This is a genomic window from Brevibacillus composti, from assembly GCF_016406105.1.
Lineage (GTDB): Bacteria > Bacillota > Bacilli > Brevibacillales > Brevibacillaceae > Brevibacillus > Brevibacillus composti.
In genome coordinates this window covers 3,092,082-3,109,938 of the sequence record NZ_CP066308.1, presented here as the reverse complement: position 1 = coordinate 3,109,938, position 17,857 = coordinate 3,092,082, and the positions used below count along the sequence as shown (strand labels likewise).

At 56.8% G+C, this 17,857-nt stretch carries 16 protein-coding genes; 14 read left to right on the top strand and 2 right to left on the bottom strand.

The genetic code is table 11. From position 1 onward, the window contains the following. Positions 1 to 173 precede the first annotated feature (173 nt). The 8 genes from JD108_RS15770 (at position 174) to JD108_RS15735 (ending at position 10,393) form a co-directional block, all read left to right on the top strand. A complete protein-coding gene (locus JD108_RS15770) occupies positions 174 to 1,199 on the top strand; it encodes an asparaginase (RefSeq protein WP_198826976.1) in 1,026 nt (341 codons plus the stop codon). Between the two features lie 69 nt (positions 1,200 to 1,268). Further along, positions 1,269 to 2,927 (top strand): peptide ABC transporter substrate-binding protein, encoded by a 1,659-nt coding sequence (locus JD108_RS15765; protein ID WP_198826975.1) that lies wholly within the window; start codon positions 1,269 to 1,271, stop codon positions 2,925 to 2,927. A gap of 71 nt (positions 2,928 to 2,998) precedes the next feature. After that, positions 2,999 to 5,077 carry a sigma-54 interaction domain-containing protein gene (locus tag JD108_RS15760; protein WP_198826974.1) on the top strand — a complete coding sequence of 693 codons (2,079 nt, stop codon included), beginning with the start codon at positions 2,999 to 3,001 and terminating at the stop codon, positions 5,075 to 5,077. After that, positions 5,074 to 6,507 carry a dipeptidase PepV gene (pepV, locus tag JD108_RS15755; RefSeq protein WP_198826973.1) on the top strand — a complete coding sequence of 478 codons (1,434 nt, stop codon included), beginning with the start codon at positions 5,074 to 5,076 and terminating at the stop codon, positions 6,505 to 6,507. Before JD108_RS15760 ends, pepV begins: the two co-directional genes overlap by 4 nt. A gap of 18 nt (positions 6,508 to 6,525) precedes the next feature. Next, on the top strand, positions 6,526 to 7,458 hold the full coding sequence (locus tag JD108_RS15750; protein ID WP_198826972.1) for an ABC transporter permease: 933 nt from the start codon (positions 6,526 to 6,528) through the stop codon (positions 7,456 to 7,458). A 3-nt stretch (positions 7,459 to 7,461) separates the two neighbouring features. After that, complete coding sequence (locus tag JD108_RS15745; RefSeq protein WP_198826971.1) at positions 7,462 to 8,406, top strand: ABC transporter permease; 945 nt, start codon at positions 7,462 to 7,464, stop codon at positions 8,404 to 8,406. A 20-nt stretch (positions 8,407 to 8,426) separates the two neighbouring features. Further along, positions 8,427 to 9,449 (top strand): ABC transporter ATP-binding protein, encoded by a 1,023-nt coding sequence (locus JD108_RS15740; RefSeq protein ID WP_198826970.1) that lies wholly within the window; start codon positions 8,427 to 8,429, stop codon positions 9,447 to 9,449. Further along, the gene (locus JD108_RS15735; RefSeq protein ID WP_198826969.1) at positions 9,446 to 10,393 is read left to right on the top strand and encodes an ABC transporter ATP-binding protein; all 948 of its coding nucleotides are present in this window, start codon (positions 9,446 to 9,448) and stop codon (positions 10,391 to 10,393) included. The genes JD108_RS15740 and JD108_RS15735 overlap by 4 nt, the downstream gene beginning before the upstream one ends. On the opposite strand, the gene JD108_RS15730 is transcribed toward JD108_RS15735, so the two are convergent. After that, a complete protein-coding gene (locus JD108_RS15730) occupies positions 10,384 to 10,767 on the bottom strand; it encodes a DUF3899 domain-containing protein (protein WP_198826968.1) in 384 nt (127 codons plus the stop codon). The genes JD108_RS15735 and JD108_RS15730 overlap by 10 nt on opposite strands. Before the next feature lie 156 nt (positions 10,768 to 10,923). Further along, positions 10,924 to 11,910: a superoxide dismutase gene (locus tag JD108_RS15725; protein WP_198826967.1), complete on the bottom strand. Its 987-nt coding sequence runs from the start codon at positions 11,908 to 11,910 to the stop codon at positions 10,924 to 10,926. Between the two features lie 237 nt (positions 11,911 to 12,147). Between JD108_RS15725 and murI the strand changes: the two genes are divergently transcribed. The 6 genes from murI to tig all read left to right on the top strand — a co-directional run bounded on the left by murI (position 12,148) and on the right by tig (position 17,711). Next, positions 12,148 to 12,960 (top strand): glutamate racemase, encoded by an 813-nt coding sequence (gene murI / locus JD108_RS15720; RefSeq protein WP_198826966.1) that lies wholly within the window; start codon positions 12,148 to 12,150, stop codon positions 12,958 to 12,960. Positions 12,961 to 13,095: 135 nt separating this feature from the next. Further along, the gene (locus JD108_RS15715) at positions 13,096 to 14,151 is read left to right on the top strand and encodes a GerMN domain-containing protein (RefSeq protein ID WP_198826965.1); all 1,056 of its coding nucleotides are present in this window, start codon (positions 13,096 to 13,098) and stop codon (positions 14,149 to 14,151) included. Between the two features lie 200 nt (positions 14,152 to 14,351). Further along, positions 14,352 to 15,128 carry a ribonuclease PH gene (rph, locus tag JD108_RS15710; RefSeq protein ID WP_198826964.1) on the top strand — a complete coding sequence of 259 codons (777 nt, stop codon included), beginning with the start codon at positions 14,352 to 14,354 and terminating at the stop codon, positions 15,126 to 15,128. After that, complete coding sequence (locus JD108_RS15705; RefSeq protein ID WP_198826963.1) at positions 15,121 to 15,723, top strand: XTP/dITP diphosphatase; 603 nt, start codon at positions 15,121 to 15,123, stop codon at positions 15,721 to 15,723. Before rph ends, JD108_RS15705 begins: the two co-directional genes overlap by 8 nt. A 36-nt stretch (positions 15,724 to 15,759) precedes the next feature. Beyond that, positions 15,760 to 16,284 (top strand): YfcE family phosphodiesterase, encoded by a 525-nt coding sequence (locus JD108_RS15700; RefSeq protein ID WP_198826962.1) that lies wholly within the window; start codon positions 15,760 to 15,762, stop codon positions 16,282 to 16,284. A 134-nt stretch (positions 16,285 to 16,418) separates the two neighbouring features. Further along, on the top strand, positions 16,419 to 17,711 hold the full coding sequence (gene tig, locus JD108_RS15695; RefSeq protein WP_198826961.1) for a trigger factor: 1,293 nt from the start codon (positions 16,419 to 16,421) through the stop codon (positions 17,709 to 17,711). Positions 17,712 to 17,857: the final 146 nt, after the last annotated feature.

Sequence of the window (17,857 nt, the reverse complement as noted above, 5' to 3'; positions counted from 1 at the left end):
TCGTAATATTAGGATAACCTATTCATAAACAGAGATGTCGAACGGACAAGCCTGGATGGGTGGGAAAATAGCGAAAATTCGCCGTTTTTGCAAATGTGGCCACAGTTGGCATGAAAGTTGCTTTTGAACTCAGGCATAGCAAGTCCACATCTTACACCAAAAGGAGATTCGTTATGAACCTGGTAGCCAACGTATACCGGGGGGATGCCGTAGAAAGCACGCACCTCGGTCATGTAGCTGTCGTCGACGCAAACGGAAACTTGCTTTATTCCTATGGCGATCCCCAACGGCAGACCTTTGCTCGTTCCAGTATGAAGCCGCTTCAGGCCATCCCGATCATCGAGACTGGGACGGCGGACCGGTACGGACTGGAGCCGGCAGACCTGTCCCTCTGCTGCGCTTCCCACAGCGGAGAGCCGCGGCACCGTTCCCGGGCGATGGAGATGCTGATCCGCGCCGGACAACCGGAGGAAACGCTGCAATGCGGAACCCATGTGCCCCGGGACGAGGAGAGCTACAAGGAATTGATCCGCGCGGGTAAGCCGCTCACTCCCGTCTACAGCAACTGCTCCGGCAAGCACTCGGGGATGATCGCCACAGCCGTCCACATGGGGGAGGACGTCGCCACGTATCATCTGCCGGAACACCCGGTGCAACAGCGCATTCTCGAAGTCGTCAGCGATCTGACTTCCTATCCGAAAGAAGAGATCGTGCTGGGTACGGACGGATGCGGCGTTCCGGTACACCGCTTGCCGCTGGCCAACTACGCGTGGGCGTACGCCAAGATGGCTAAACCCGAAGTGATCGATAACCCGCTTCGCCGCGAGGCCGTCGTGCGAATCACAGACGCCATGATTGCCCATCCCGAGATGGTTGGCGGAAACAAACGCTACTGTACGGATCTGATGATCGCGTTTGAAGGCCGAATTTTTGGCAAGGCGGGAGCGGAATCCGTCTACTGTCTCGGCGATCGCCAGACGGGGATCGGCATCGCTGTCAAGATCGAGGACGGCGGTCCGCGGGCGATTTACGCAGTGGTCAATGAAGTGCTGCGCCAGCTCGGCATCGGTACAGAGGGACCGCTCGCGAAATTAGCGGAGTACACCAATCCGGTTGTGACAAACATGAGCGGTACGGTGGTCGGACGGATTGAAACACGGTTTGCCCTGGAGCGGCAACAAGCTTCACTGCGTGTGTAAAAGGCTCATAGACTATGAAGCCATTTATGCAAATAGACATACTGTTCAAAGAAAAAGGGGGAAGTACCAATGAAATTGCGTAATGGATGGAAAGTGCTGGGAACTTCTGCGCTTTTGCTGTCACTCGTCTTGGCTGGCTGCGGCCAGTCTGCGACACCTTCTCAGCCAGGGCAGCAGCCGTCGGCGGGAGAAACACAAGGCCAAGCGGATCCGACGGCCCTGCTTCGTTTGAATCTGAAAACAGAACCGCCTTCTCTCGACCCGCCAAAAGGGTTTGACAGCACCTCCAACGAAGTGCTGAACGCGACCATGGAAGGCTTGGCCCGACTGGACAGCGACCACAAGCCGCAGCCGGCCATGGCCGAAAAATGGGAGATCAGCGAAGACGGCAAAACCTATATATTTACTCTCCGCGACAGCAAATGGTCGAATGGAGACCCTGTTACTGCCCATGACTTCGAATACGCGTTCAAGCGGATTGTCGATCCCAAAAACGCATTCCCGTCCGCATTTCTCGCCTATTACATCGAAGGCGCCGAAAAGTTCAACAAGGGCGAAGGCACAGCTGATGACGTGAAGGTAAAGGCGATTGACGACAAGACCCTGGAAGTTCAGCTGAGATCGCCTGCGGGCTTCTTCCTGCACATCCTGACCCAGCCGACGTTCTTCCCGGTGAACAAAAAAGTGGTGGAGAGCAACCCCAATTTTGCCGCAGAAGCAGCTACCCTGGTCAGCAATGGGCCATTCAAAATCACGGAATGGGTGCATGACCAATCCGTCAAAGCCGAGGTCAACGAAGGCTACTGGGACAAAGACTCGATTAAATACGCGGGCATCCATTGGGTGATGGTCAATGACGAGAATACCCAATACCAGATGTACAAAACAGGTCAGCTCGACATGATCCAAACCGTGCCGAATGACATGAAGAAGCAACTGATCGATGCTGGCGAAGCCAAGGTAGAGCCGGAAGCGGCCATCTACTACTATCGCATGAACGTGAAGATGGAGCCGTTCCAAAACGCCAACATCCGCAAAGCGTTCGCGCTGGCGATCGACCGCAAAGCCCTGATCGACAACGTCGCCCAAGGCAACCAGCTGCCGGCGCTCGCGCACATCCCGGTCGGCTTCCCGGAACCGGATGGACGCGATTTCCGTGAAGTCGGTGGCGACTTCATCAAGGACAATGATGTGGAAACCGCAAAGGAATTGCTGAAAAAAGGGATGGAAGAGGAAGGCTACACCACGCTTCCGCCTGTCACCTTGACTTACAACACCAGCGATGCGCATAAGCAGATCGCGCAAGTTCTGCAAGAGATGTACAAGAAAAACCTCGGCGTCGATGTCAAGCTGGAAAACAAGGAATGGAAAGTATTCCTGGAAGAGCAGCGCGGCCGCCAGCTGCAAATGTCCCGTTCCACCATCCCTGCTGACTACGGCGACCCGCTCAACTACCTCGAGCTGTTCGTCACCGATCATCCGGGCAACCGCATCAACTACAGCAACAAAGAATACGATGCGCTGGTAGAGAAAATCCGCCAGACGGCAGATGAAAAAGAGCGCTTCCAGCTGATGCACGACGCAGAGAAGATGTTCATGGACGACATGCCGCTTGTGCCGATCTACTTCAATACTAAAGTGTTTATGGACCAGCCGAACGTCAAGGGCATCCTCCGTCACCCGGTAGGCACGCTTGACTTCAAATGGGCAGAGATTTTGAAAAAATAGGAAGTCGGAAAAGGCTTCGCCAGGCAATGTGGCGAAGCCCCCTTTTCTAATACGTCATGGAGCGGGTAACGATGGAAAAAAAGACGGTAACCTTTGTCGCGCAAATGGATGAATTTTTGCAATCCGTGGTCAGCCAGTGCCATGAGCTCGGGGTCTCGCAAGATTTTCACATTGAGGGAAGACGGGTCGATCAACTGCCCTACCGCCCCATCGCAGAAGGCTCGTTGGTCGTCCTCTCGACAAAGCGGATCTACAGCCAGGTGGAGCCGTATTTGCCGCCGGGCTCGAAAACGATCGTGGCGAAGCGGATGCTCCCTTATCACAGCTTGCGGGAGATGCTGGAGATTCCCCCCGGAGTCAAGGTGCTGCTGGTGAGCGATACCGCCGAAACGGCGGAGGAGACGATCCAACTGCTGATTGCTTCCGGGATGGACTTCGAGCTGTATCCCTATTACCCCGGTGCTTATCTGCCGCCCGATATCGAGATCGCGGTCACCCCCGGAGAATCGGAGCATGTGCCCTCGTCGATACGCAAGGTAGTGGACATCGGCTTTCGGATCATCGATCTGTCCACGTGGCTGGAGATTTATGCGCACTTTGACAATGACCATTTCCACAAAGTGACCGCTCGTGCCGTGCAATCCCTCATCTACATCACGAAAGAACTGAACAATGAAATTATCCATGCCCGCCTGCTGCAAATGTATCTGGAAGGGATCGTCAACCGGATTGAGGACGCGGTGATCGCCCTGGATGAGCAAGAGGTGATCCGGTTCATCAATCAGAAGGCGATCGATACACTTCATCTGCCCGGCCTCGGCGTACAGGGGGAGAAGGCTGCCGAGTGCCTCCCCGAAGACTTTATCGAAACGGTGCGGGAATGCGGCGAGAATGAAGAACAGCTGGTGGATTGGGGAGGACGGACCTTCTTTTTCCGCAAGATGCACATCATCATGGAGGGGCGCTACCTCGGGAGCCTGCTGCTGTTTCGGAAAGCGGCGGAGATCGAAAAGATGGAGCATGATTACCGCATCCGCCTGTACAGCAAAGGATTGGTCGCCAAGTACAGCTTTGACGACATCCACGGCAAGAGCCCTTCTTTTCAAAAAGTGATCCAGCTCGCGAAAAAAATGTCGCGAAGCAATTCGACGATTCTCCTGCTCGGCGAAACGGGTACGGGAAAAGAGCTCCTGGCCCAAGCGATTCACAACGCATCGCCGCGAAAGCGGGAGCCGTTCGTCGGGGTGAACTTCGCAGCCATCTCCGAATCGCTGCTGGAGAGCGAGCTGTTTGGCTATGAAGAGGGCGCTTTTACAGGCGCGAGAAAGGGCGGCCATATCGGCTGGTTTGAGCTGGCCCACAAAGGCACGATCTTTCTCGACGAGATTGGAGACGCGAGCGGGGCGATACAAAATCGGCTGCTGCGTGTTCTGCAAGAGAGGCAGATCATGCGCGTAGGCGGCAACAAGGTCATCCCCGTCGACATCCGGGTCGTGGCCGCCACCAATCAGGACCTACAGCAGATGGTCAAAGAGGGAAAATTTCGGGCAGACCTCTACTACCGTCTGAACATTTTGCCGATTCATTTGCCGCCGCTGCGAAAGCGGGTGGAAGACATCCCCTGGCTGGCAGACGAATTTATCCGGCATTACTGCCTGGACTTGAGACGCCCTCCCTTTACCCTGTCGGGCGAAGCCCTGAAGGCGATGCAGGAGTACGATTGGCCGGGAAACATCCGCGAACTGGAAAATGTCGTGGAGTACCTGGCGCACGTCGTAGAGGAAGAGGTGCATGTGCATCATCTGCCATTTTTGCAGGAAAATCAGGAACTGGTAGTGGCGGCTGAAGAGTATCGCGAGGATTGTATCGCGCTCTGTCAAGAGTACGAAAGGCGCGGCTTTTTGCCGGAGATGACGGCCATCCTGCAAGAGCTGTCCATCGCGGGCGGCGGCAGGTACGCCTTGCAGGAGCAGCTGCGCGCGCGGGGATTCAACCTGTCGACACAGCAGCTGCGCTACCGTTTCAAATTACTGCAGCAAGACGAACTGATCTACGTCGGAAAAGGACGGCAAGGCAGCGCGATCTCCCCGCAGGGGGAAGCGTTCCTGGCCTATTGTCATCATGCGAAGGCAAGGGAGGGGAAGAGATGAGCGTAAATTGGAGCGAGAGGGCAAATGCGCAGCGGGAGGCTTATTTGGCCAAGCTGGTGCCCTTTTTGGGGATAAACAGCATCGAAGATATGAGTACCGCCGCAGCGGGAAAGCCCTTCGGCGAAGGTGTGGCCCAAGCTCTGGCATACATGCTGGAGCTGGGGGCTGCGGACGGTTTTGCGACCAAAAACCTGGACGGCTATGCCGGTTACATCGAGTACGGCGAGGGAGCCGAGGAGATCGGCGTCCTCGTTCACGTCGATGTGGTGACCGTGGGCGAGGGCTGGACCACGCCGCCGTTTGAGCCGAACATTCGAAACGGCCGCATCTATGCGCGCGGCGCGATCGACGACAAGGGGCCGGCACTGGCCGCCTACTACGCGCTGAAGCTGTTGAAAGCGTCGGGACTGCCGGTCTCCAAGCGGATCCGGCTGATTATCGGCACGGATGAGGAGAGCGGCTGGCTCTGCATGCGCCATTACGAAAAGGTGGAGAAGCTGCCGGAAATCGGATTTTCGCCGGATGCGTCCTTCCCGATGATTCACGCGGAGAAAGGGCAGATCAATCCGACGCTGGCCATCCCTTACGCGCAAGCCGGCGAGCCAGGGGTCCACTGGAGCCTGCTCTCGTTTGAAGCGGGCGATCAGGGGAACAGCGTGCCTGAGAGGGCGACGGCTATCGTATCGCTTCCGCAGACAGCGGATGGGGCACAGCTGCTTCGCGAACTGGGCCCAAGCTGGCAGGAGCATCTCGACCGCCACGAAGCGACGGGGGAGATCAGCCGCTTGCCGGACGGAGAGCTGCGTTTTTCCGTAAAAGGAAAGACCGCGCACGGGATGGAGCCGTATCGGGGACGAAACGCAGGGACGATCGCAGCAAGCTATCTCCGGCAGTTCCCGTTCCAGGGTTCGGATCAGCGCTTTCTCTCTTTGTTGTCCGATGTGCTGCACGAGGATCACTGGGGCGAAAAACTGGGGCTTGCTTGCGAGGACGAGGTATCCGGCCGTTTGACCGTCAATGCCGGCATCCTCAGCTATAACCGCGAAAATGGCGGTACGGTTCGCTTGAATATTCGCTATCCAGCCACCATTGAGCCGGAATTGTACGTAGAGAAGCTGCAGCGGCGAGCAGAAGAATGGAAGCTGGAGATCACGTCTCTTCGAACTTCCCGCGCTCACTATGTACCTGAGGATCATCCGGTTATTCAGACGCTGTCCCGCGTCTACACCCGGCATACCGGCGAAGAGGCCGTCCTGCTCTCGTCCGGAGGCGCCACCTATGCGAAAACCTTGAAGGCGGGCGTCGCTTTCGGCCCACTCTTTCCCGGGCAGCCCTCCCTAGCTCATCTGACCGATGAGTACGCCGAGATTGACGACCTTCTCCGGGCGATGGCCATTTATGCAGAGGCCATGTATGAACTTGCGAAATAACATCACGGAGGTTGAGCCATGTCCCATTACCTCGTAAAGCGCGTCCTGATGATGCTGTTAACCCTCTGGATCATTGTGACGCTGACCTTTTCTCTTATGCACTCGATTCCCGGCGACCCGTTTGCCTCTGAATCGGATCAGCTGCCCGAGCAAATTCTCGCCAATTTGCGGGCCAAATACAATCTGGACGAGCCCTTGCCCATCCAGTACGTGCTCTATTTGAAAAACCTGATCATGCTCGACCTCGGACCGTCGATCAAGTCCGATACGCGCGGCGTCAACGATATGATCGCCGACGGATTTTCCGCCTCCGCGACCTTGGGGCTGCAAGCGATTGCGATCGCGCTGTTCTTCGGCATTCTCTTTGGAATTATCGCCGCTCTGAACCGCAATAAATGGCTGGATTACATAGCCATGGCCATGGCTGTTCTCGGCGTCGCGATTCCCAGCTTTATCATGGCGCCGCTCTTGATCAATCTCTTTGCGATCAAGCTGCCGCTGTTTCCGGTCGCCACCTGGGGTACCTGGATGCACACCGTCCTGCCTTCGCTGGCCCTCGCTTTCGGTCCGCTGGCGATCATCACGCGCTACATGCGCGCCAGCATGATTGAAGTGATGAATCAAAACTACATTCGCACGGCGGAGGCAAAGGGTGTGCCGACCTTCCAACTGGTCGTGAAGCACGGCATCCGCAATGCGATCCTGCCTGTCGTCACTTTCCTCGGGCCGTTGATCGCGTCGCTCATCACGGGCACCTTCGTGGTGGAGAAGATCTTTGCTGTTCCGGGGATCGGCAAATACTTCGTGGATGGCATCTTCAACCGGGATTATCCGGTTATCTTAGGCACTACGATCTTTTACAGCTCGATTTTGATCGTCACCATTTTCTTGATCGACATCGCCTACACCCTGATCGACCCGAGAATTAAGCTGACGAACAAGGAGGGATAGCCAATGGAGATGGAACAACGCATCGATCCGCTGTTCAGGCCGCTGCAAAAACAGACGGAGGCGCATAACATAACGGTTCGTCCCAGTCTGACGAACGGACAAATGGTGCTGCGGAAATTAATCAAAAACAAGCTGGCGATGCTCGGCTTCGCCATCATCGTGCTCTTGGTTGCGATGGCGATCATCGGTCCCCATTTGGTGCCGTACAGTCCGTCTGACCAGAGCCTGCTGACGAAAAACAAGCCGATCTCATCGGAGCATTGGTTCGGGACGGACGAGCTGGGACGCGACATGTTCGCCCGCACTTGGGCGGGTGCGCGCATCTCCCTGACCATCGGCGTCGTCGCTGCGCTCATCGACCTGATCATCGGAGTGACCGTCGGCGGCATCGCCGGCTACATGGCCGGCAAAGGCAAGCGCGGCGAGCGAATCGACACGATCATCATGCGCGTGATCGAAGTGCTGTATGGTTTGCCGTACCTTTTGGTCGTCATCCTGTTGATGGTCGTGATGGAGCCGGGCATCCTGACGATTATTATCGCCTTGTCGGCCACCGGCTGGACGGGGATGGCCCGACTGGTGCGCGGCCAGATTCTCCAGTTGAAGAATCAGGAATTTATCCTGGCTTCGCAGGTGCTGGGGGCCAAATTTTCCCGCATTCTGTTCAAGCACCTGATTCCCAACACGATCGGCGTCATTATCGTCAATCTTACCTTTACCATCCCGTCAGCGATCTTCGCGGAATCCTTCCTCAGCTTTCTCGGCCTCGGGGTACAGGCGCCGTCCGCGAGCTGGGGGACGATGACCAACGATGCGCTGGGCGTCATCTTGACAGGTGACTGGTGGCGCCTCTTTTTCCCGGGCCTGATGATCTCATTGACGATGTTTGCCTTTAACGTATTTGGCGACGGGTTGCAGGATGCACTCGATCCGCGCCTGCGCGACTAGCCTGGGAGGAGGAAAACGCAATGGAAAAACATCTGCTTACAATCGACAACTTGAAAGTGAACTTTAAGACATACGGCGGCGAAGTCCAGGCTGTGCGCGGCGTCTCCTTTCATGTGGACAAGGGAGAGACGCTGGCGATCGTCGGCGAGAGCGGCTGCGGCAAGAGCGTCACGGCGCAGGCGATCATGGGCCTGATTCCCAATCCCCCCGGCCGGATCGTAGACGGCAAAATCGTGTTCGAAGAGAGAGAAATCACGCATTTGAGCAAACAGGAGTGGAGACAGATCCGCGGCTCCAAGATCGGCATGGTGTTTCAGGACCCGATGACGGCTCTCAATCCGACGATGAAGGTGGGGGCCCAGATCATAGAGGGCTTCGTCCGCAATCACCAGGTGACCCGGGAGGAAGCGCAGAAACGAGCGATCGAAATGCTCCGCCTGGTGGGGATTCCCGATCCGGAAAAACGGGTGGATCAGTACCCGCACCAATTCAGCGGCGGGATGCGGCAGCGCGTCGTCATTGCGATCGCACTCGCATGCCAGCCGCAGCTGGTGATCGCAGATGAGCCGACGACCGCGCTGGACGTTACGATCCAGGCGCAAATCCTCGACCTGCTGAAACGGTTGCAGGAAGAGCAGGAGCTCTCAGTCGTGATCATTACCCATGACCTGGGCGTGGTGGCGGAGATCGCTCACCGCATGGTGGTCATGTACGCTGGGATGGTTGTGGAGACGGGCAAGGTCGAGGATGTATTTGCAGCTCCCCGCCATCCGTACACCTGGGGGCTGATGCGCTCTCTGCCCCGGATCGACGGTGAAGAGAAGCAGCGGCTCGTGCCGATCGACGGCGCGCCGCCGGATCTCTTTGATCCACCCAAAGGCTGTCCCTTTGCCGCGCGCTGCGACTGGGCGATGGAGATCTGCAACCAGCAGATGCCGGAAAACAACGCTTTTGAGGACGGCCATCAGGCAGCCTGCTGGCTGCACGATTCGCGGGCGCCGCGCATACCTGATCTGGTTGCAGCTGGGAGGCAGGAAGCATGAGAGAGAGCTTGGTCGAAGTAAAGAACCTGAAAAAGCATTTTCAACTGGGGGGCGACCTCGTCTTAAAAGCGGTCGACGGTGTGACTTTTTCCATTCAAAAAGGAGAGACGCTGGGGCTGGTAGGAGAGAGCGGCTGCGGGAAGTCCACCTTGGGACGGACGATCATTCGCTTGTACGAAAATACGGATGGCGAAGTGCTGTTCAAGGGAAAGAACGTCCACCGGCTGAAAGGAAAGGATTCCAACCAGTTTCACCGCGACGTGCAGATGATTTTCCAGGACCCGCAGGCCAGCTTGAATCCGCGCCTGACCGTGGAGGACATCATCGCCGAAGGGTTGGACATACACGGTCTTAGCAGAGGGAGCCGCCGCGAGCGCGTCGCTGAGCTGCTCGACCTGGTCGGACTCAGGAAGGAGCACGCGCAGCGTTTTCCCCATGAGTTCAGCGGCGGGCAGCGGCAGCGGATCGGCATCGCCCGCGCTCTGGCGGTAGAGCCGGAATTTATTATTGCCGACGAGCCGATTTCCGCTCTCGATGTGTCGATCCAGGCGCAAGTCGTCAATTTGCTGGAAGACTTGCAGGCAGAGCGAGGTTTGACCTACCTGTTCATCGCTCATGACTTGTCCATGGTCAAGCATATTTCGACCCGCATCGGGGTGATGTACCTCGGCAAGCTCGTGGAATTGGCCGCGAGCAGCGAGCTCTACAAACAGCCGCTGCATCCCTATACGCAAGCGCTCCTCTCGTCCGTTCCCGTCCCCGATCCGACCGCACAGCGGGAGCGGATCATCCTGCAGGGGGACCTGCCGAGCCCGGCGAACAAGCCGAGCGGCTGCGGCTTTCGCACCCGCTGTCCGAAGGCGACAGAGCGATGTGCGCTGGAAGAGCCGGTGTGGAAAGAAGTGGAGGCAGGCCACTGGGTAGCCTGCCACCTTTACGATTGAGCGAGATAGAGACAGGTTAGCGCCAACGAAAAAAACAAGAGGGCAGCTCCTGTCCGGAGAGACAGAGACGTGATCAAGCGGATCAGCGTCTCTGTCTTTTTTTTCAGGACCGGGTCACTTTCCTGAAACCAGTCGCTCTCCATCGCACGGGGTCTTTTGAACAGCATCTGCTTGAGCTGTTTGAAGCCCTGAGCGAAGACGCTGAAAAATCCGGAGCGCAGCACCAGGGCGATGCTGCCCAGCATAAGGAGAAACAGCCCGATCAAAAAGCTTTGGTTGATCAGCACCAGGAGCAGCTGCGAAGGAAGCAGGAGGAAGGCGGCCAGCGCCAGAAGCAGTGGAGCCAGGAGAATGTATGCGAGTCGTATGCCCATGGGGCGATCCACGTCCTTTGTTCCGGTGCAGACAGGCTGTGCGTGCGGCACTAGATTCCCGGTGTGCCAGCCGCAACGAGACTCTCGCTGTCTGAGCGAATAGATTCTACTCTGACTGTACCGCAAATAGAGCCTGTTGCCAACGGCGGGCCGCAATTAATACGGCTGCCAGCGCAGTTTTCGGGCCTGCTGAAAACGCTCCTCCACATGCGGCCAGTTGACCAGCTCCCACCAGTTTTTGACGTACGCGGCCCGGTCGTTTTGATAGGAGAGGAAATAGGCGTGCTCCCATACATCCAGGACAAGCAGCGGGATCACATCCCACTGTGACAGATTCTGGTGTTTTTCGGCCTGCAAAATCTCCAGATGCTGCGCACGCGGCGCCCAGACCAGAATGGCCCAGCCGGGTCCTTCCACCTTCTCGGCCGCTTGGGAGAAATGGGCCTGAAAGGCAGCAAACGAACCATAATCCCGCGCGATCTGCCTGCCGATGTCGCCGGACGGCTCGCCGCCCCCCTTCGGACTCATCGACTGCCAGAATATCGTGTGCAAATAGTGGCCAGCCCCGTTAAAGGCCAGCTCCCGCTCCCAATGGCGGATCAGTTCGAAGTTGCCGGTGGATCGCGCCTCTGCCAGCTTCTGCTCCGCACGGTTGAGGTCTTCGACGTATTTGCGATGCAGCTTCTCGTAATGGATGCGCATCGTTTCCGCATCAATATGCGGCTGCAAGGCGTCATAGCTGTAGGGCAGCGGGGGCAGGGTATGCTTCCCGATGGGAACAGGGCGGCTGACGGGGACGGGCACAGGTGCCGATGCTGCCGCCGGTTGGCGCGCGGGGACAGCGATCGGCTCCTTTGTCTCCTGTGCCTTCTGCTCATCCTGCTCCCTGTATTGAATCAGGCGCAAGAACTGATGAAACTGCTCCTGAATGGCCTCCGCTTTTGCCACGAGTGCCGGAATGGCCGTTTCATCCCGCGATTTTTTGAGTGATTGTGCGCTGCGGCCGATCTGTATGAAGGCTTCCTCAAATTTGTGCATATGGCTCTCCAGCTCGCGGTTGAAACGATGCTGGCGGCGAAGCTCTTCGATCCATTGAATTCCCCATTGACTCCAGTTGGAGAGGTGGCGGGTATATTCCTGCAATGCGATTCCTCCTCTGCCTGCAATCTACCTCTACAGCCTATGAAAGCAGCCCAGAGGATGTGCGGCATTCGCGGAGTACATGACAAATCTGCCCTGCATATCGTAGTAGCACACCCAGCCTGGTGAATGCCTGATAAAAATATGGACGTCATGTTGGTCCCGGCAGAAGGGGGGACGATGTGCGGGGAAAGTGGTATCCTGTAACGTAGGGACATTCCAACAGGGGAGAAACCAACGATGAACAATATGGAGCCGATTGCCATTATCGATTCAGGTGTGGGCGGACTGACGGTCGCCAGGGAAGTGATGCGGAAACTGCCGCTTGCGCCCATTTTGTATTTTGGGGACAATGCCCGCTGTCCATATGGATCCAAGCCGCCCGAAGAGATACGGGCCTGTACTTTTCAGATGATTGAATTTGTCTCGGCATTTCCGCTTCAAGCCTTGGTCATCGCTTGCAATACCGCCACGGCTGTCGTTCTGGAAGAAGCGAAAAACGTCCTGCCCTATCCGGTCATCGGGGTGATCGAGCCGGGAGCGCGGGCAGCGCTGGCCGCGACGAAAAACGGGCGAATCGGGGTAATAGGCACCGAGACGACGATACGAACCGGAGCCTATGAAGCCGCGATCAAGAGATTGAGCCCCGCAGCCGATGTGGTCGGGCTGGCTTGCCCTGCCTTCGTCCCTCTCGTCGAGAGAAATGGGCAGCATGCCGAGCAAGCGAGGCAGGAAGTGAGCCGGACGCTGTCCGTCTTGCGCGATTGTCAGCTGGATACGCTGATTTTGGGATGTACGCATTACCCGCTGCTGGCACCGCTCATTCAGGAGGCGATGGGGGCCGAGGTGCAATTGATCAGCTCCGCGGAAGAGACGGCAAGCGAATTGGCCGGCTTGATCGGAAGCAGCCCGCTTGCAGGGGAGCAGACATCGCCGCGGCACCGGTTTTTTACCAGCGGCGATGCGGAGCATTTCCAGCAAATCGCCGAGGAGTGGCTGGGAGCTTCGATCCGGGTGGAAACCCAATCGCTGGAAGGTCAGTTCCAATCCTAAACGACGAATAACAGGTTCTTTTTCGCAGGGGTCACTTGCGAAAGGGAACCTTTTTCTTTTCGGACAAACAACGCATAAACGGTGGCCATGCTCGTATACATGATAGTACAAAGTGTCTGGAGGAGGCTGGAGAACATGAAATTACGAGGCATCGGCAAAATGACGGCAGTGGTCGGGTTCAGCGCCTTTCTGCTATCCGGTTGCGGGCTGTTTGGGCCGGAAAAGGAAGCGACTAGCATCGATCCGCCGCCGCAATCCGAAGTGGCAGTAGAGACCCCTGATGCCCCGTCCTCTGACGCTGTGGCCGGAGAGCCTGTAGCGGCGACGCAGGGTTCGGCGGACCGAACCGTCTATCTCCTGGATGCCAATGGATATGTCGTTCCGGTATCGCTGACGTTGCCCAAGGAAGAAGGAGTGGCCAAACAGGTACTCAGCTACATGGTCAAGGGCGGCCCAGTGGAAAGCATGCTGCCCAGCGGCTTTTCCGCCGTGCTGCCGAAAGGGACAGAGGTAAAGGGACTGGTGATCAAAGAAGGAGTAGCGACGGTTGACTTCTCCAAGGAGTTCCGCAAATACGACGAGAAGCAGGAAAAGAAGATCATCGACGCCGTCACGCGGGCCCTCACTGAGTTTAGCAACGTCAAAAGCGTTCAGATCTGGGTAAACGGCACGCCGCTGTCGGAGATGCCGGCCAGCAGCACGCCCCTCTCTTTGCTCGACCGCAATCAGGGGATTAATCTGGAGCTCGCCCAAGGCGCCATGCCAGGCAATACGACCGCGGTCACGGTCTATTTTCAGGGGCAGCTCGATGACAAGCGAACCTATTTCGTTCCCGTGACGAGACTGGTGCCGGAAACAGACAACGTGGCCAAGGCGACTGTCGAGGAATTGATCAAAGGGCCGAAGGAGGGCTCGCCGCTGTTCAGCTCTCTCCTGCGCACGACCAAAATTCTCGATGTCCGGCAGGAGAAAGACCTGGTGACCGTCAATCTGAGCGATGATATCCTGAAGTACGACGAGGGCAGAGAGGCGAGTCCGGAGGCGCTGGAGTCGCTGGTACTGTCACTTGCGGACAGCACAGGGGCGAGGAATGTCCAGCTGCTGGTAGAAGGGAAGCCGCTCACCAGCGGAAGCTATGATTTTACCAAGCCGGTCAGCCGCCCGCTGCAAATCAACTCGCTGCAATTCTGAGGACCCATTGTCAGATGACTACCCACGCCTTGTGATCCGGCGTGGTTTTATTTTACGGTCGAAAGTTAGGCACGCAAGCAATAACCCGCCCCCCGGTTTCGTCCGCTGTGCACCTTAAGCCCGCTGGCAGAGTGGCAACTGCTTTGGCGGGTCTGTTATAATGGGCGGAGTTGATGAAAGCAAACTAGGAGGAACATGGAATGAGACATGATGGCCGTACCCATGACCAACTGCGTCCGGTCAAGATTACGCGGGGTTACATCAAGCACGCCGAAGGATCATGCCTGATCGAAGTAGGGGACACCAAGGTCATATGCACGGCGACACTGGAAGATCGCGTGCCCCCCTTTATGCGCGGCGGCGGCAAGGGATGGATTACAGCCGAGTACGCCATGCTTCCTCGCGCTACGGAGTCGCGCAATCCTCGCGAGTCTTCCAAAGGGAAGGTAGCGGGCAGAACGATGGAGATCCAACGCCTGATCGGCCGTGCCCTGCGCTCCGTCGTCCAGCTGGAAGCGATGGGAGAGCGGACGATCTGGATCGACTGCGATGTGATCCAGGCGGATGGCGGCACACGCACGGCTTCGATTACCGGCGCGTATGTGGCGATGGTGGAAGCGATGGACAAACTGGTGAAGAACGGTACCTGGAAACAGCTGCCGCTGACGGATATGCTCGCCGCTACCTCGGTCGGCATCATCGAGGGAGAGACGTTGCTCGACCTCAACTACAAGGAAGATTCGAGCGCGACGGTAGATATGAATGTCGTGATGACGGGACAGGGCAAATTCGTCGAGCTGCAGGGGACGGGCGAAGAGGCGCCTTTTTCGATGGAACAGCTGCAAGAGATGCTCGCGCTCGCCAAAAAAGGCGTGGAACAGTTATTTGCCGCCCAGAGAGACTCCCTGCATGATGTGACGCTGAGCTTTGCCGGCAGCGAGCCGCAGGTGCAAGTGACGGAGGAAAACCATGTCTGAACAAAGAAAAGTTGTGCTGGCTACGCGAAACAAGGGAAAAGTAAAGGAGTTTAACAAGCTCTTTGCACAGCTCGGCTGGGAAGGGATCAGTCTCGATGAATTTGAGGGGGTTCCCGAAGTCGTAGAGGACGGAGATACATTCGAGGCCAATGCCGTGAAAAAGGCAAGAGAAATTTCTACATACCTGGGAATGCCTGCCGTAGGCGATGATTCCGGACTGGAGGTAGACGCGCTGGGCGGCCGTCCCGGCGTCTACTCCGCCCGCTATGCCGGCGAAGGGGCAACCGATGAAGCCAATTGGCGCAAATTGCTGGGAGAGCTGGCCGATGTGCCGGCAGAAAAACGCACAGCCCGGTTTCGCTGCGTACTTGCCCTGGTAGAGCCGGGACGCGATCCGATCATCGCGGCAGGCTTCTGCGAAGGCGTGATCGCCGAGGAGCCGCGCGGAACCAACGGCTTCGGCTACGATCCGGTTTTCTATCTGCCGCAACAGGGGAAGTCCATGGCGGAGCTTTCGCCGGAGGAGAAGAACCAGATCAGTCACCGGGCCATGGCGATGCAAAATCTGCTTTCTGCCCTGAAGTCAAACAGCTGAAACATAGCTTCTTTTTTAAGAGGAGAGTGAGGGATAGTGGGCATTCTCATCCTGAGCGATTCCCACGGACTGGTTGGCGAAGTAAAAGAGGCAGTCGAGCGGCATCGGGCAGAAGCGATTTTCCACTGCGGAGACTTCTGCGTAGACCCTGGGCGCGACCCTTTTTCCCGGATGCTGCTGGTGACGGGCAACTGCGACTCTCCTTCCGACGTGCCCACAGAGCGGCAGACGGCCTGGAAGGGACTGCGCATCCTGCAGACGCACGGCCATCTCTACGGAGTGAAAAAGTCGCTGCTGCGCCTGCATTACCGTGCCGAAGAGACGGGAGCCAACGTCGTGTTGTTCGGCCATTCCCATGTTCCCGGTTGTACGGTGGAGCGGAATATCCTGTTCCTGAACCCGGGGAGCTTGCAGCTTCCCCGCGGCTATGATCTGCCCACGTATGTCTATTTGGAGCAGACCGAGGCTAAAGAGGAGGGCGTCACCGTTCAAGTGACCTATTTTGACCACCGCGGAAACGTGGCACCGCGGCTCGGGGGAACTTTTTTCCTGCGGAGCTGACTTCTTGAAATACGATGAATATATGCTATACTTAAATGGTTATAATGGCTAGAATTGCATCGCTCTGTCCAGCAAGTCCTGCCTGAGACGACAGACGATGTTTCTGTGGATCCAATCTAGGAGGGGAAGTTTACGTGGCAGTAAAATGGGAAAAGTTAGAGAATAACCAGGGAGTCCTGACGGTTGAAGTAGATGCTTCGCAAGTAGATACAGCACTGGATCAGGCTTTCAAAAAAGTTTCGAAACAGGTGAATGTACCGGGCTTCCGCAAGGGAAAAGTTCCGCGCAAGATGTTTGAAGCGCGTTTTGGCGTAGAATCGCTCTATCAGGATGCTTTGGACATCATTCTCCCAAGCGCATACGGACAAGCTGTTCGTGAAGCGGGCATCGAGCCTGTCGACCGTCCGGAAGTGGACGTAGAGCAAATGGAAAAAGGCAAAAACCTGATCTTCAAGGCGACGGTTACCGTGAAGCCGGAAGTGAAGCTGGGCGATTACAAAAACCTGACCATCGAACCGAAAGAGTTCGCGGTATCTGACGAAGACGTAGAGGCAGAACTGAAGCGCATGCAAGAGCGCCATGCCGAGCTGGTAGCGGTCGAAGAAGGCGCTGCCCAAAGCGGCGACATCGTCATGATCGACTTTGAAGGCTTCCAAGACGGCGTAGCCTTTGAAGGCGGCAAGGCGGAAGACTACTCTTTGGAACTGGGCTCCGGCACGTTCATCGCCGGTTTTGAAGAGCAAGTAATCGGCATGAACATCGGCAAGGAAAAAGAGATTCAGGTAACCTTCCCGGAAGAGTACCACTCTCCGAATCTCGCAGGCAAAGAAGCTGTCTTCAAAGTGAAGCTGAACAGCCTCAAGCGCAAAAATCTGCCTGCGTTGGACGACGAGTTTGCCAAAGACGTAAGCGAGTTCGACACGCTGGATGAGCTGAAAGCCGATCTCAAGAAAAAGCTGGAAGAAAAAGCCGCTCAGGACAAAGAGCAGTACGTTCGCGAGCAGCTGGTGCTGAAAGCGGCTGAGAATGCAGAAATCGACATCCCGGCTGTCATGATCGAGCACGAACTGGATCAAATGGTGCAAGAGTTCGGTCAGCGCCTGCAATTCCAAGGCCTGACTCTCGACCTGTACTATCAATTCTCCGGTATTGATGAAAGCCAGCTCCGCGACCAGCTTCGTCCGGACGCGACCTCCCGCGTGCGCACCTCTCTGGTGCTCGAAGCGATCGGCAAAGCGGAAAACATCGAGGTAGCCGACGAAGACGTAACCGCCGAACTGGAAAAACTGGCTGGCGTATACGGTCGTCCTGCGGATGAGCTGCGCAAAATCTTTACGGCGCAAGACGGATTGGCTGCACTTCGCCGCGACGTTCAAACTCGCAAAACAGTTGATTTCCTGGTTGCAGAAAGCAAAGTTAGTGCATAATCTTAGGAAGACCGTATGATGGTTCAGAGCGATCTTGCTCCTGGACAGAGGGAATACAAGGCACGATTTCCATCGTGCCTTGTTTTTCAACCGTGCGTCTTTCACCAAGCAGGCGATGCCTGCCACTACCTCTTTGAGCGCAGAGG

What these genes read in the sequence shown, in the direction of transcription:
- JD108_RS15765 (WP_198826975.1), top strand. Translation starts at nt 1,269, where the DNA reads ATGAAATTGCGTAATGGATGGAAAGTGCTGGGAACTTCTGCGCTTTTG.
- JD108_RS15730 (WP_198826968.1), bottom strand. Translation starts at nt 10,767, where the DNA reads ATGGGCATACGACTCGCATACATTCTCCTGGCTCCACTGCTTCTGGCG.
- JD108_RS15745 (WP_198826971.1), top strand. Translation starts at nt 7,462, where the DNA reads ATGGAGATGGAACAACGCATCGATCCGCTGTTCAGGCCGCTGCAAAAA.
- murI (WP_198826966.1), top strand. Translation starts at nt 12,148, where the DNA reads ATGAACAATATGGAGCCGATTGCCATTATCGATTCAGGTGTGGGCGGA.
- rph (WP_198826964.1), top strand. Translation starts at nt 14,352, where the DNA reads ATGAGACATGATGGCCGTACCCATGACCAACTGCGTCCGGTCAAGATT.
- JD108_RS15735 (WP_198826969.1), top strand. Translation starts at nt 9,446, where the DNA reads ATGAGAGAGAGCTTGGTCGAAGTAAAGAACCTGAAAAAGCATTTTCAA.
- JD108_RS15760 (WP_198826974.1), top strand. Translation starts at nt 2,999, where the DNA reads ATGGAAAAAAAGACGGTAACCTTTGTCGCGCAAATGGATGAATTTTTG.
- JD108_RS15770 (WP_198826976.1), top strand. Translation starts at nt 174, where the DNA reads ATGAACCTGGTAGCCAACGTATACCGGGGGGATGCCGTAGAAAGCACG.
- JD108_RS15740 (WP_198826970.1), top strand. Translation starts at nt 8,427, where the DNA reads ATGGAAAAACATCTGCTTACAATCGACAACTTGAAAGTGAACTTTAAG.
- JD108_RS15715 (WP_198826965.1), top strand. Translation starts at nt 13,096, where the DNA reads ATGAAATTACGAGGCATCGGCAAAATGACGGCAGTGGTCGGGTTCAGC.
- JD108_RS15705 (WP_198826963.1), top strand. Translation starts at nt 15,121, where the DNA reads ATGTCTGAACAAAGAAAAGTTGTGCTGGCTACGCGAAACAAGGGAAAA.
- pepV (WP_198826973.1), top strand. Translation starts at nt 5,074, where the DNA reads ATGAGCGTAAATTGGAGCGAGAGGGCAAATGCGCAGCGGGAGGCTTAT.
- JD108_RS15750 (WP_198826972.1), top strand. Translation starts at nt 6,526, where the DNA reads ATGTCCCATTACCTCGTAAAGCGCGTCCTGATGATGCTGTTAACCCTC.